The organism is Halorubrum sp. T3, from assembly GCF_000296615.1.
GTDB classification, from domain to species: domain Archaea; phylum Halobacteriota; class Halobacteria; order Halobacteriales; family Haloferacaceae; genus Halorubrum; species Halorubrum ruber.
The window spans coordinates 1,234,504-1,248,588 of record NZ_JH815329.1 but is presented as its reverse complement, the minus strand read 5'-3'; the positions used below and the strand labels follow the sequence as shown (position 1 = coordinate 1,248,588).

General features: G+C 70.2%; 12 protein-coding genes. 9 read left to right on the top strand and 3 right to left on the bottom strand.

What is annotated here, in order from left to right; genetic code table 11:
• The first annotated feature begins 128 nt into the window (after positions 1–128).
• Together B378_RS0108350 and B378_RS0108345 are read left to right on the top strand one after the other, a co-directional pair.
• Positions 129–452 carry a BolA family protein gene (locus tag B378_RS0108350; protein WP_017343351.1) on the top strand — a complete coding sequence of 108 codons (324 nt, stop codon included), beginning with the start codon at positions 129–131 and terminating at the stop codon, positions 450–452.
• A 57-nt stretch (positions 453–509) separates the two neighbouring features.
• Positions 510–1,037 carry a hypothetical protein gene (locus tag B378_RS0108345; protein WP_017343350.1) on the top strand — a complete coding sequence of 176 codons (528 nt, stop codon included), beginning with the start codon at positions 510–512 and terminating at the stop codon, positions 1,035–1,037.
• Positions 1,038–1,061: 24 nt separating this feature from the next.
• Here B378_RS0108345 and B378_RS0108340 read toward each other — a convergent pair whose 3' ends face one another.
• Positions 1,062–1,775 (bottom strand): hypothetical protein, encoded by a 714-nt coding sequence (locus B378_RS0108340; protein ID WP_017343349.1) that lies wholly within the window; start codon positions 1,773–1,775, stop codon positions 1,062–1,064.
• A gap of 194 nt (positions 1,776–1,969) precedes the next feature.
• Between B378_RS0108340 and B378_RS0108335 the strand changes: the two genes are divergently transcribed.
• The 7 genes from B378_RS0108335 (at position 1,970) to B378_RS0108305 (ending at position 10,684) form a co-directional block, all read left to right on the top strand.
• A complete protein-coding gene (locus B378_RS0108335) occupies positions 1,970–3,379 on the top strand; it encodes a class II fumarate hydratase (protein WP_017343348.1) in 1,410 nt (469 codons plus the stop codon).
• A gap of 108 nt (positions 3,380–3,487) precedes the next feature.
• A complete protein-coding gene (locus B378_RS0108330) occupies positions 3,488–3,994 on the top strand; it encodes an OsmC family protein (RefSeq protein ID WP_017343347.1) in 507 nt (168 codons plus the stop codon).
• A gap of 205 nt (positions 3,995–4,199) precedes the next feature.
• Positions 4,200–5,345 (top strand): ADP-forming succinate--CoA ligase subunit beta, encoded by a 1,146-nt coding sequence (sucC, locus tag B378_RS0108325; protein ID WP_017343346.1) that lies wholly within the window; start codon positions 4,200–4,202, stop codon positions 5,343–5,345.
• Positions 5,342–6,211, top strand: a complete 870-nt coding sequence (gene sucD / locus B378_RS0108320) for a succinate--CoA ligase subunit alpha (protein ID WP_007344742.1) — start codon at positions 5,342–5,344, stop codon at positions 6,209–6,211. The genes sucC and sucD overlap by 4 nt, the downstream gene beginning before the upstream one ends.
• Positions 6,212–6,309: 98 nt before the next feature.
• Positions 6,310–8,886, top strand: coding sequence for a GAF domain-containing protein (locus B378_RS0108315; RefSeq protein WP_017343345.1), 2,577 nt, complete (start codon positions 6,310–6,312; stop codon positions 8,884–8,886).
• A gap of 73 nt (positions 8,887–8,959) precedes the next feature.
• A complete protein-coding gene (locus B378_RS0108310) occupies positions 8,960–9,280 on the top strand; it encodes a hypothetical protein (RefSeq protein ID WP_017343344.1) in 321 nt (106 codons plus the stop codon).
• A gap of 93 nt (positions 9,281–9,373) precedes the next feature.
• Complete coding sequence (locus tag B378_RS0108305) at positions 9,374–10,684, top strand: tRNA (N(6)-L-threonylcarbamoyladenosine(37)-C(2))-methylthiotransferase (protein ID WP_017343343.1); 1,311 nt, start codon at positions 9,374–9,376, stop codon at positions 10,682–10,684.
• A 53-nt stretch (positions 10,685–10,737) separates the two neighbouring features.
• Here B378_RS0108305 and B378_RS0108300 read toward each other — a convergent pair whose 3' ends face one another.
• Positions 10,738–12,870 carry a long-chain fatty acid--CoA ligase gene (locus B378_RS0108300; RefSeq protein ID WP_017343342.1) on the bottom strand — a complete coding sequence of 711 codons (2,133 nt, stop codon included), beginning with the start codon at positions 12,868–12,870 and terminating at the stop codon, positions 10,738–10,740.
• A gap of 141 nt (positions 12,871–13,011) precedes the next feature.
• Complete coding sequence (locus tag B378_RS0108295) at positions 13,012–13,998, bottom strand: hypothetical protein (protein ID WP_026046227.1); 987 nt, start codon at positions 13,996–13,998, stop codon at positions 13,012–13,014.
• Positions 13,999–14,085: the final 87 nt, after the last annotated feature.

Genomic DNA, 14,085 nt, shown 5'->3' with positions numbered 1-14,085 from the left:
GCCCGCGCTCTCGTCGCGGTCCCGGTCCGAGCCGCGCCCGCGCTCTCGCCGCGGTCCCGGTCCGAACCGCGCCGATCCGGACCGCCCCGGGCCGGTCGACTTTTGCCCCTCCGCGACCGAGCGGGCCCATGACAATCGCACCCGACGAGGTCGCAGACCTCATCGAGGAGAACCTCCCCGACGCGGTCGCCCGCGTGACCGCGCCCCGGATCCACGACGACGAGGACGAGGACGCTCACTTCGCGGCCGTCGTCGTCTCGCCCGCCTTCGAGGGCGAGTCGCTCGTCGACCAGCACCAGTTAGTGTACGACGCGGTCGGCGACCACATGACGCGCTCGGTCCACGCCTTAGAGATCAAGACGTACACTCCCGAGGCGTACGCGGAACACGGTGACGGGAGCCTCGACGCAGACCTCCGCGAGGCGGGACTGCTCCCGGTCGACGAGGCCTGACCGCTCGACCGGTCGCACCCTCCGCGGACCCCCACCAACACTCCACCCTCCACACCGATGCGATCCGAACTCGTCCGCGCCGCGCGCGGGGTCCTCGCCGCGGTCTCGCTGCTGGCGTTCGTCGCGCTCTTTCTCGCCATCGAAGCGCGTGTCACGTCCCCGGCCGTCCTCGGCGGGCTCGCCGCGCTCGGGACCGCGACGCTGTTGGCTTCGGCGGGCCGCTCCGGAGCCCGTCAGTTGCTCGGGCGTGACGAGCCGCCCCTCGCGAACGACGAAGAGACGACCACCGAAAGCGACGCGTGGCTCGGCGAGGCGGCCGACGAGACTCCGTGGACCGACCGCTCCGACCGCGCCCGCGGTGACTCCGAACCCGACTGGCCGCTCGCGCGGCTCGAACCCGCGCTCGACGACGCGTGGAACCGGTGGTCGGACGCCGCGCTGACGGTCGGGCTAGCCGCGCTGGGGTTCGGCGCGCTCGTCGTCCTCGCCACCTACCCGGGCGACGATCCCCCGCTCGGACTGCTGATGCTGGTCGCGTTCGGGCTCAACGGGGCGCTCGTAACGCTCCCGTTCGTTTTTAAATAAGGCGCCGCAGAATCGGAATTCCGATCAGCCGTCCTCGTCCCTCTCGGCCGCGATCGTCTCGTCGGAGTCGTCCCCGCCGTCGTCGCCGGCGCCGTCGTTGTCTGCGGCGCCGTCGTCGCCGGCGCCGTCGTCATTTGCGGCGTCGTCGTCGCCGGCACCGTCGTTGTCTGCGGCGCCGTCGTCGCCGGCGCCGTCGCCATTTGCGGCGCCGTCGTCGCCCGCGACGCGGTCGGCGACCAGTTCGGCGAGCGGGTCGACCGTGACGGTCAGGCGGGCGACGAGGAACACGACGGGGACGAGCGCGACGAACAGGAAGGCGGCGTCGTACGCCCACGCGGCGCCGTTCAACACGGGTACCGCGAGGCCGGCGAGCCCGCGGTACGCGACGAGGACGGCGCCGAAGACGACGAGCCAGTGGACCACGCCGCCCGCGTTCTCGACGATCCGGTCCGGGCGAGCGTCCCCGTCAGCGTCGCCCCCGCCGAGCGCCAGCCGCGTCAACAGCGCGAACTTCGGGGCGGCGTACAGGAGGATGCCCGCCACCGCGAGCGCGACGACGGCCGTCGCGACCGCGGCGAACGTCACCGGGGCGAAGGGGACGAGCCGGTCGATCCCCGGTAGCAGCGTGACGACCGCGAGGACGCCCACCACCGCCAGCGCGCCGATCAGGAGTTTGCTCGTCGACCGGACCGTGTCGCGGTCGAGCGCAGTTCCGATCGCGGAGTCGTTCGAGCTCATGTGCGCCCGGCCGTTGCCGACGGAGCGATATATAAGGGCGAAGCGTTTGCGCCGATTTTCGGCCGTTTTGTCTCGATTTATCGCGTCGTCCCGTCACTGTCGCATGCTACCAATTGATGCGGTACCAGATCGCATATTCCCGCGCGCTGGCGCCTTCCAGTACCTTTTACAGCGTCTCGCGGGAAGGTCGGCGCATGGGTGACGACTACCGCACGGAGGAGGACAGCCTCGGCGAGATGCAGGTGCCGGCGGACGCCTACTGGGGCGCACAGACCCAGCGCGCCGTCGAGAACTTCCCCGTCTCGGGGATCCCGATGAGCCGGCGGTTCATCCGCGCGCTCGGCGTCGTGAAGAAGGCCGCCGCGCAGGCGAACCGCGATCTGGACCTCGTCGACGAGGACACCGCCGACGCCATCGTCGCCGCCGCCGACGAGGTGATCGCGGGCGAGCACGACGACCAGTTCCCGGTCGACGTGTTCCAGACCGGCTCCGGCACCTCCTCGAACATGAACGCCAACGAGGTGATCGCCAACCGCGCCGCCGAGATCGCGGGCGCGGAGATCGGCGACCGCGTCGTCCACCCGAACGACCACGTCAACTACGGCCAGTCGTCGAACGATGTGATCCCGACGGCGATGCACGTCGCCGCGCTGGAGGCGGTCGAGAAGGATCTCGTGCCGGCCTTAGAGACACTCCACGCCGAGCTCGAGGCCAAGGAGACCGAGTTCGACGGCGTCGTCAAGACCGGCCGGACGCACCTCCAAGACGCCACCCCGATCCGACTCGGCCAGGAGTTCAGCGGGTACCGCACGCAGGTCGCGAAGGGGATCGAGCGCGCCGAGGGCGTCCAGTCGAACCTCCGCGAGCTCGCCCTCGGCGGCACCGCGGTCGGGACCGGGCTCAACACCCATCCCGAGTTCCCGGAGCTCGCCGCGGAGTACATCTCCGACGAGACCGGCACCGAGTTCCGCGAGGCGGAGAACCACTTCGAGGCGCAGGCCGCCCACGACGCGATGGCGGAGGGCCACGGCGCGCTCAAGACGATCGCCGGCAGCCTCAACAAGATAGCCAACGACCTGCGGCTGCTCGCCTCCGGTCCCCGGAACGGCCTCGGCGAGGTCGAACAGCCGGAGAACCAGCCCGGCTCCTCGATCATGCCCGGAAAGATCAACCCGGTCGTCGCCGAGTCGGTCAACCAGGTCCACAAGCAGGTCGTCGGCAACGACGCCGCCGTCTCGGCGGGCGCCGCCCGCGGCGAGATCGACCTGAACCTTTATAAGCCAGTCATCGCGCACAACTTCCTTGAGTCCGCCCAGCTGCTCTCGAACGTCGCCGCGACGTTCGGCGAGCGCTTCGTCGGGAAGTTAGAGGCCAACGAGGAGCACTGCGAGACGCGCGTCGAGCAGTCGATGGCGCTCGCGACCGCGCTGAACCCCGCGATCGGCTACGACAAGGCGAGCAAGGTCGCGAAGACGGCCCTGAAGGAGGACAAGAGTGTCCGCGAGGCCGCCGTCGAGGCCGGCTACCTCACCGAGGAGGAGGCCGACGAGGTGCTCGACCCCGAGGCGATGACCCACCGCGTCATCCTGGGCGACGAGGACTGAGACGACGCGGGCGAGGCGCCCGGGACTGACGCCCTCGGGACCGACGCGCGCTCGACCGTCGACCGAAGCCAGCAGAACGTTTTTTGCGAGAGCGTGTGAGTGCCGGACATGGCTGAGAGTGACTTACAGGCCGAGCAGGAGCCGCTGAAAAAGGAGTACGAGGAGAACCCCGAGGCGGCGCAGATCACGCTGTCCGCGACCGGCGAGGAGCAGGGCGACGCCCGGTCGTGTAGCGTCGACATCGGCCGGGCGATCTACGAGGCCGAGCTCCACGAGGGTGCCGGCGGCCCCGGCGGGGGCGCCTGCTCGGGCGACCTCCTCCTCGGCGCGCTGGCCGCCTGCTCCCAGCTGACCGCGCAGGCCGTCGCCGAGAGCTTCGGCGTCGACGCCGACATCGAGGTCGAGGCCAGCGGCGACCTCGATCTCCGCGGGACGATGGGCGTCGACGACGAGGCGTCGGTCGGGTTCGAGGACCTCCGGCTCGACGTCAGCGTCGACGGCGACGTCGACGAGGACACCCGCGCGGCGCTTCAAAAGTACACCGAGAAGTACTGCGTCGTCTACCAGACGCTGGCGGACCCACCGGACGTCGAGACGATCTGGACGTTCGACTGACGGCGGCGACGCGTTCGGCGTCGCGGGCGGGTCAGCGCGCTTGGCGTCGGGCGGACAGGCCGCAGCGCTCGGTGTCGGACGGACAGGCCGCAGCGCTCCGCGTCGCGGACGGACCGCAGCGATCGTCGCCACGATGATCCCGCGGCCGCGGCGTTCGCGCCGAATCGGAACCATTTAAGCCGACGTCGGTACCGATCCCACACGGATGAAACTTCACGAATATCAAGCGAAGTCTCTCTTCGCGGACGCCGGGATCCCGGTTCCGGACTCCCGGCTCGCGACGAGCGTCGACGAGGCCCTCGACGCCGTCGACGAGATCGGCTACCCGGCCGCGATCAAGGCGCAGGTCCACGTGGGCGGCCGCGGCAAGGCCGGCGGGATCAAGATCGCGACCGACCGCGAGGAGGCCGAGGGGTACGCCGAGGAGATCCTCGGGATGGACCTGAAGGGGTACACCGTCGACCAGGTCCTCGTCGAGGCGGGCGTCGACTTCGTCGACGAGCTGTACGTCGGCGTCACGATGGACCGCGGCGAGGGGAAGCCGGTCCTGATGGTGTCGACCGAGGGCGGCGTGAACATCGAGGAGGTCGCCGAGGAGAACCCCGACGCGATCGCGCGCGAGCACGTCGACCCCGCGTTCGGGCTCCACCCGTACCAGGCCCGCAAGGTCGTCTACGAGGCCGGTGTCGACGCCGACGTCGCGCTCGACGTGGCCTCGATCCTCTCGACGCTGTACGACCTCTACGAGGAGAACGACGCCTCCGAGATCGAGGTCAACCCCGTCATGATCACGGGCGACCGCGACGTGGTCGCCGCGGACGCCGTGATGAACATCGACGAGGACGCGCTGTTCCGCCAGCCCGACCTCGCCGAGATGGCCCAGGAGTCCTACGAGGACGACCTCGAACGCAAGGCCGGCGAGTACGGCTTCGACTACGTCCGCCTCTCCGGGAACGTCGGCATCATCGGCAACGGCGCCGGCCTCGTGATGACGACGCTGGACTTGGTCGACTACTACGGCGGCGCGCCCGCCAACTTCCTCGACATCGGCGGCGGCGCGAAGGCCGAGCGCGTCACGCAGGCGCTCGACATGGTGTTCTCCGACGACAACGTCGACGCCGTCGTGTTCAACATCTTCGGCGGGATCACCCGCGGCGACGAGGTCGCCAAGGGGATCAACGAGGCCTTAGAGGGGTTCGACGAGATTCCCAAGAAGGTCGTCGTCCGGCTCGCTGGCACGAACGCCGAGGAGGGGATGGAGATTCTGAACACCGACCTCGTGGAGGTCGAGAAGACGCTGGAGGACGCGGTCCAGCGCGCGGTGAAGAACGCGGATGAGGTGACCCAATGAGCATTTTCGTCGACGACGACACCAGAGTGGTGGTCCAGGGGATCACCGGCGGGGAGGGGAAGTTCCACGCCGGCCAGATGATCGAGTACGGCACCAACGTCGTCGCCGGCGCGGTGCCCGGCAAGGGCGGCCAAGAGGTCCACGGCGTCCCCGTCTACGACACCGTCGACGAGGCCGTCGAGGCGGAGGACGCGGACGCCTCCGTCATCTTCGTGCCGCCGGCGTTCGCCGCCGACGCGATCTTCGAGTCGCTCGACACGGACCTCGACCTCGCGGTCGCGATCACCGAGGGGATCCCGACGCAGGACATGGCGAAGGTGAACAAGCGGCTGAGCGAGACCGACACCCGCCTCATCGGTCCGAACTGTCCCGGGATCATCACCCCCGGCGAGGCGAAGCTCGGCATCCTCCCCGGTAACATCTTCTCCGAGGGGAACGTCGGGCTCGTCTCCCGCTCCGGCACGCTCACCTACCAGGTCGTCGACAACCTCACCGAGCGCGGGCTCGGCCAGTCGACCGCCATCGGCATCGGTGGCGACCCGATCATCGGTACCTCCTTCGTCGACGCCTTAGAGGCCTTCGAGGCCGACACCGACACCGACGCCGTCGTGATGTGCGGCGAGATCGGCGGGGAGGACGAAGAGCAGGCCGCGAAGTTCATCGGCGAGCACATGGACACGCCGGTCGCCGGCTTCATCGCCGGCCGCACGGCGCCGCCGGGAAAGCGCATGGGCCACGCGGGCGCCATCGTCTCCGGCTCCGGCACGGGCACGGCGCAGTCGAAGATCGACGCGCTCAACGACGCGGGCGTCCCCGTCGGCGACACCCCCGAGGAGGTCGCCGACCACGTCGAAGACTTCTTGTAGGCGCTCGCACATCGCCGTTCTCCGGCGGCGAGCCCGATTTTCAGTCCCGGTATCCGAAGCGAAAACTAAAATTACTGGTAGGGAAACACACACACAGCATGAGTCCCGCCCCCGACGACCCGCCGCCCGACCCCGGTGCGGATGCGAACGACTCGTCGGGACCGCCCGGCGACGGCGGCGCGAGCCGCGTCCTGTTCGTCGACGACGAGCCCGGGGCGGCCGACCTCGCCGCGACTCACGTCGAGCGGCTCGTGGACGGGATCGAGACGGTGACGCGGCTGTCGCCGGACGAGGCGCTGGACGTAGTCCGCGAGGGGCGCGTCGACTGCGTCGTCAGCGACTTCGACATGCCGGGGGCGGACGGGCTCGAACTGCTGGAGTCGATCCGCGACATCGACCCGGGGCTCCCCTTCGTGCTGTTCACGGGGAAGGGGAGCGAGGAAATCGCGAGCGACGCGATCTCCGCGGGCGTCACCGACTACCTCCAGAAGGGGGCGGGCCGGGACCGCTACGAGATGCTCGCCAACAGCGTCGCGAACGCGCTCGGCCGCCGCCGGGCCGAGCGCGACCTCCGCGAGGTGAACGCGAAGGTCACGGCGATCCACGAGTTTGCGACGGCGCTGGCGTCCGTGACCGAGGTTTCGACGGTGTTCGAGCGCACGGTCGACGCGGCCGAGGAGATCCTTGAGTTCGACCGCTGCGTCACCGCCCGCCGGCACGGCGACCGGGTCGTCCCCGCCGTACTCTCCGAGAGCGTCACCGATGACGAGGTCCGGACGTTCGAGGTCGGCGAGGGCGTCGTCGGGACCACGGTCGCGGAGGAGGAGACGATGGTGGTCGACAACCTCAGCGTCGACCCCGCGGACCCGGACGAGTTAGAGGACCCCTCCTCCCCGGGTCGGCCGACCGCCGGGGCCGACCGGCGGGAGGGGTCCGAGGTGGCGGACCCGGTCGCCGACGACATCCGGTCGGCGATCAGCGTTCCGATCGGCTCGCACGGCGTGTTGCAGGCCGTCTCCAACGGCTACGCCGCGTTCGACGAGCGCGACGTGGAGTTCGCTGAACTGATCGCCTCGCACGCCGCGAACGCGATCGAGCGGATCGAGACGGAGGCCGAGCTCCGGCGGGAGCGCGACCGGCTGACGGCGCTGTTCCACGACCTCCCGCTCCCGGCGGTGCGTACCGTCGCGCTCGGGGAGAGCGAGCGCCGCCTCGACGCCGCGAACGACGCGTTCGAGCGGACGTTCGGCTACGGCGCAGACAGCGGGTACGAGGAGGTCCGCGAGGCGATTATCCCGGACGACGCCAACCGACTCGACCCGGAGTCGGTACTCGAACGCGACGAGCCCTCCCGGCTCGAAGTGCGTCGTCGGACCACGGACGGGTTGCGAGACTTCATCCTCCACGTGATCCCGGTCATGGAGCCTGACGAGACCGTCATCTACAGCGTCTACGCGGACATCGGCGAACAGAAGCGCGTCGAGCGCACGCTCCGGCGGCTCCACGCGACGACCCGCGAGATGTTCGGCGGCGAGGACCGCGAGGGGGTCGCGGCGGTGGCCGCCCGGGCGGCGATCGACATCCTCGAGTTCCCAAGCAGCGGCGTCAGGCTGTACGATCCCGAGGCGAACGTCCTCCGCCCGACGGCGATAAGCGCGGAGGCGACCGAGGCGCTCGGCGAACGACCGGCGTTCGGCCCCGGCGACGGGCGCATCTGGGACGCGTTCGACGACGGCGAGCCGATCGTGGTCGACGACCTCGACGCTGTCGACAGCCCGGTCGGGTACGGCGACCACCGGAGCCTCCTCGTTGTTCCCCTCGGCGAGCACGGCGTGATGCCGCTCGGGTCGCGCGAGCCGGGCTTCTTCGACGACACGGACCTCCAGCTGGCCCGCGTCCTCGCCGCCAACGTCACGGTCGCGCTTGACCACGCCAAGCGGACCGAGCAGCTCCGCGACCGCGACGCCGCGCTCCAGCGGGAGATCGACCGGCTGGAGAAGTTCGCGGGGTTCGTCTCCCACGACCTCCGAAACCCGCTCAACGTCGCCGCCGGGCGGACCGACCTGGCCCGGTCGCTGACGGACGACGCCGCCGTCATCGAAGAGCTCGACCGGGTCGAGGACGCGCACGACCGGATGACGCAGCTGATCGACGACCTCCTCGCGCTGGCGCGGCAGGGGCGGACCGTCGACGAGATCGAGTCCGTCCCGCTGGACGAGGCCGCCGAGCGCGCGTGGCGCACCGTCGACACCGACGACGCGACGCTCGACGTCTCCGAGGCGACGGCCGCGATCGAGGCGGACCCAGAGCGGCTCCGCACGTTGTTCGAGAACCTGTTCACAAATAGTGTGGAACACGGTTCCACGAACGGTCGGTCGGACCCTGACGGCAGCGTCGAGCACAGCTCGGACACCGACGCCGAACGCGACACCGACGCCGCAGACCTCACCGTCTCCGTCGGGTCGCTCCCGGACGGGTTCTACGTCGCCGACGACGGGGTCGGCTTCGACATCGACCCGGAGGAGGCGACGGAGTACGGCCGTTCGAGCGCGCCGAACGGGACGGGGTTCGGCCTCGCGATCGTGCGCGAGATCGCGGCCGCGCACGGCTGGGAGCTGTCGATCGACGGCGACGACGGCGCTCGGTTCGAGTTCCGAGACCAAACAACTATATAAAAACCCGGTTGGCGTGCGCACCGGGCGCACAGGCGGGCCACGGTTATGCGCGATTCGCCCCTGTACGTTACGTATGGACGAAGGCACCCGCGAGCTGCTCGAACCGCTCCCGCCGAGCGCCAAGCTGGTCTACTACGTGCTTGACGCCGAGGGCCGGTTCGACCAGACCGGCCTCGCCGAGGAGACCCGCCTCTCGACGCGCACCGTCCGGTTCGCGGTCGAGAAGCTCACTGAGGTCGGACTCGTCGAGGAGGGGCTCTGCCCCCGCGACGCTCGCCGGTCCGTCTATCAGGCGGTCCCGCCTGCGGAGCGCGACGCGGTCGACGAGCCGGAGGCGGCCGCCGAGTCCGCCTCCGAGGCCGACGCGCCGGCCGCCGCGGTCGCCGAGGACTGAGCCCCGCAGCCCGCCGAACTGACGCCCCGCCGACGAACCGACGCCCCGATCCGTCGCGCTTTTGCCCCCGGGACCGATAGCGTACTCACTCCGATGGCGACGTACCACATCGAAACCTACGGCTGCAGCTCGAACCGGGGAGAGAGCCGGGAGATCGAGCGCGCCCTCCGCGACGGGGGGCACCGCCCGGCCGACGGCCCCGAAGACGCGGACGTCGCCATCCTCAACACCTGTACCGTCGTCGAGAAGACCGAGCGGAACATGCTCCGCCGCGCCGAGGAGCTGTCGGATATGACGGCGGAGCTCGTCGTCACCGGCTGTATGGCACTCGCGCAGGGCGAGATGTTCGCCGAGGCCGACGTCGACGCCGAGATCCTCCACTGGGACGAGGTCCCCTCCTACGTCCTCAACGGCGAGTGTCCCACAGTCACGTCGGACGCCGAGCCGGTCCTCGACGGCGTCGTCGGGATCCTCCCCATCGCGCGCGGCTGTATGAGCAACTGCTCGTACTGTATCACCAAGTTCGCCACCGGCCGCGTCGACTCCCCGTCCGTCGAGGAGAACGTCGAGAAGGCCCGGGCCTTGGTCCACGCCGGCGCGAAGGAGATCCGCGTCACCGGCCAGGACACGGGCGTCTACGGCTGGGATAACGGCGAGCGCAAGCTGCCCGAGCTGCTCGACCGCATCTGCGACATCGACGGCGAGTTCCGGGTCCGCTTAGGGATGGCGAACCCCGGCGGGATCCACGGCATTCACGAGGAGCTGGCCGAGGTGTTCGCGGCGAACGAGGAGCTGTACGACTTCATCCACGCCCCGGTCCAGTCCGGCTCCGACGACGTGCTCGCCGACATGCGACGCCAGCACCGCGTCGAGAAGTTCCGCGAGGTCGTCGCGACGTTCGACGACCGGCTCGACCACTGGACGCTCTCGACCGACTTCATCGTCGGCTTCCCCACCGAGGACGACGCCGACCACGAGCTGTCGATGGACCTGCTCGCCGAGGTGCGCCCGGAGAAGATCAACGTCACCCGCTTCTCGAAGCGCCCCGGCACCGACGCCGCCGACATGAAGGGGCTCGGCGGGACCGTCAAGAAGGAGCGCTCGAAGGCGATGTCCGAGCTGAAGATGGAGGTCGTCGGCGAGGCGTACGAGTCGATGGTCGGCGAGACCCACGACGTGCTCGTCGTCGAGGAGGGGACCGGCGACTCCGTGAAGTGCCGCGACGGCGCCTACCGACAGATCATCGTCCAGAACGCGACCGACCGCGGCGTCGAGGTCGGCGACTTCCTCACGGTCGAGGTGACCGGGCACAACACGGTGTACGCGTTCGGCGAGCCGGCCGACGAGACGCCGTCCGACGCCGCCGGCGTCGACGACGCCGGTCGCGTTCCGGGCGACGACTGACCGGTCGGGTCAGGCGACGGCCGACCGGTCACGTTGAACTTCGACCGGTCAGGTCACTCCTCGTAGATCATCTCGACCTCGTCGGCGAATCGGTCCAAGATGTTCCGCCGCTTCTTCTTCATCGTCGGCGTGAGCAGGTCGTTGTCCTCGGTGAACTCCTCCTCGACGAGTCGGAACTGCTTGATCTTCTCGTACGACTCGAACTCCTCGTTCACGCGGTCGACCTCCTCCTGAATCCGCTCGCGAACGCGGTCGTCGCGGCAGACCTCGGCGCGCTCTTCGGGCAGGTCGATCCCCTCGGCGTCGGCCCACGCCGCGACCTTCTCGAAGTTCGGGACGATGATCGCGGAGACGAACTTCCGCCCGTCGCCGAGGACGACGCACTGCTCGACGAACTCGTTGGCGGCGAAGCGGTCCTCGATCGGCCCGGGCGCGACGTTCTTCCCGGTCGAGAGCACGAGCAGCTGCTTGGCGCGCTCGCGGAAGGCGATGTACCCGTCCGGCCGGAGCTGGACGATGTCGCCGGTGCGGAACCACGGCTGCGCGGCGGCCGCCGCCGCGTCGGCTTCTCGGGCAGTCTCGCCGTCGCCGCCGTCGTCGAGGCCGTCCCCACCGACGCCGACACGCTCGTCGGGCGGGGTCCCGGCGGTGACGACGTCGTCGGGGAGGTCGTCCGCGTCGACGAACGCCTCCGCGGTCGCGTCCGGGCGGTTCCAGTAGCCGTCTGTCACCTGCGGGCCGCGGACGAGCAGCTCGCCCACGTCGCCGTCCAGGTCCGCGACCTCCTGCCCGACGACGGAGCCGTCGATCGCGATCTCGGTGTTCACGACCGGCGGGCCGATCGTCCCGACCTTCGGCGCCTCCGGCGGGTTGACGCTGATGACGGGGGAGGTCTCCGTGAGGCCGTATCCCTCTAAGATCGGGAGGTCCATCGCGTGGTACAGCGCGCACAGCTCGGCCGACAGCGACCCGCCGCCCGAGATGAAGAAGTCGACCTCGCCGCCGATCGCGTCCCGGACCGACGAGAAGACGAGCCGGTCGGCGACCGCGCGCTTGGCGTCGAGCAGGGCGCCGGGGTCGTCAGCCTCGTGGTGGGCGCGGCCGACGTCGACCGCCCACTCGAAGATGCGCTCCTTCACCGGCGACTCGCTCGCCTGCTCGCGGATCGCGTCGTACAGCTTCTCGTAGACGCGCGGGACGCTGGTCGTCGTCGTCGGGCGCACGAGCCCGAAGTCCTCCCGGAGCGTATCGGGGCTCTCCGCGTACGCGACGGTCGCGCCCGCGGCGAACATCATGTAGTGACCCGCCATCCGCTCGAAGACGTGCGCGAGCGGGAGGAAGGAGAGGGTGGTCGTCTCCGCGGAGATGCCCGGCACGTCCGGGTCGCGGTCGGGGCGGTCCGCGAACCGGCGGTAACACTGCGAGACGTTGTCCCGGAAGTTGGCGTGTGTGAGCCGGACGCCCTTCGGCTTCCCGGTGGTGCCGGAGGTGTAGATGAGGCTGGCGAGGTCGCCGACGTCGGCCGCGTCGATCCACCCCTCGTAGGTCGCCTCGTCGAACGCGGCGGCGCCGCGCTCGTGGACCTCGCCGAGGGTGTACACGTCGTCGAGGGCGCCGTCGTCGAGCGCGTCGGCGTCGACACCGACGTCCGCGGCCGACATCTCGTCGGCGTCCACGTCGTCGACGGTGACGATCGCGTCGAGATCGTGTTCGAGGTCGCCGCGCACCGCGAGCACGTCCTCGAGCATCTCGCGGCCCTCGGCGACGACGACGGTCGCCTCGGGGTCCTCCAGCAGGTAGCGCAACTGCCTCGGCGACGACGAGGCGTAGACAGTCGTCACGACGGCGCCCGCGGCCAGCGCCGCGAAGTCGGTCTGGGCCCACTCCATGCGCGTCTGCGAGTACATCGCCACTCGCGTGTCGTCGTCGACGCCGAGTTCGCGGAAGCCCGCGGCGAGGTTCCGGACGATCCCGCGCATCTCGGTATACGTCAGGTCGGCGTACTCGCCCGCGGGCGCCTCCGGAACGACCCCGGCGGCGACGAGCGACCGGTCGTGGATTCCCCCCTTGTACCGCTGCGCGATCCGGTCCGCGTGTCGCTCCGCGGTGCGTTCGAACATCTCGGGGAGCGCCTCCCGGGCGACCGCGTCGTCCGTGAACGCTCGTTCCGCCGCTTGCCAACTCATACACGCTCAGTCCCGCCCTACCTTCATAAACAATCCGGTAGTTTTGAGTTTCTCTCCGCTCGGCGCGGCCGTTGGGCAGTCAGTAGGCGCCCAGCGGACGGTCAGTAGGCGCCCAGCGGACGAACCGCGACTACCAGGCGGTCAGCGGCCGCCGGCGATCCGCGTGCCGACACGGTCTCTGTCCGCGCGGATCCCGTCGGCGACCTCCGCGATCTGCGCGAGGACCGGGTAGCGCGGCCCGTCGGTGCAGCCGTAGAGGTAGTCGTAGAACGGGCGCTCGTGGTCGCCGTCGAGCGCCGTTTCGGGGGTCAGCGGCGGGTCGTCGAGCGAGCGCTGCCGATCGGCGGCGAGGTCGTCGCACTCCTCTTCGAGTTCCGCTAACCGGTTCCAGACGTCGATCGCCGCGTCGGCCTCCCGGCCGGAACGGATCCCCTCCAAGTGACCGATCAGCCGGCGGCGGCGGCGGTCGATCGACGACAGCGTCGTCTCTCGGTCGCCCAGCTCGCCGATCTCTTCGTCTATCGCGTCGGCGAGTTGATCGCGCGCCTCGGCTGCGCGGCAACTCCGGTCGACGAGCGCCGACCGGGCGCCGCTCGACAGCCCGCCGTCGGACGCCAGCGCGGTCGCGGTGTCCGGGCCGAGCTCCGCGGCCAGGCTCTCCGCGGCCGACTCGTCGTACTCGGCCCGGTAGTGGGGCAGCGACAACACGGTGTCGTGGTACGCGGCCATCACCCGCCTCAGCGTCGCGTTGTCGCTCGCTGGCCCGTTTCCGGGGGATCGGCCGCCGCCGGGGCCGTCGAGTCCGCGGAGCGCGCCGGCGGGCACGCCCGAGGGCGTCGCGTCCGTCGCGACGGAGACGGTGTCGATCCCCGCGACCCGATCGGCGAACGACTCGAACGCGTCCCGCTCGTCGAGGACGCGGCGGCGCTCGCGGCGGCAGGCCGCCTCGGCGTCGCGGACGTACGCGAACGCCAACAGCGCGAGTACGCCGGCGAGCGCGACCGCCGTGATCACTCCCGGCTCGGTCGCGACCGCCCACAGCTCGCACCAGCCGCTCGCGCAGTTCGCACCCGTCACCCCCTGATCTGGAATCTGAAAAACCGCCGTCGAACCCGGATGAACGCTCATTGTACCCGTTAACACGGTACACGCACAAAGCGTTTTGGGCTACACGGAGCCGTTCGGCCGGCTACGCGGCGTTCGGGCGGGTGCGAC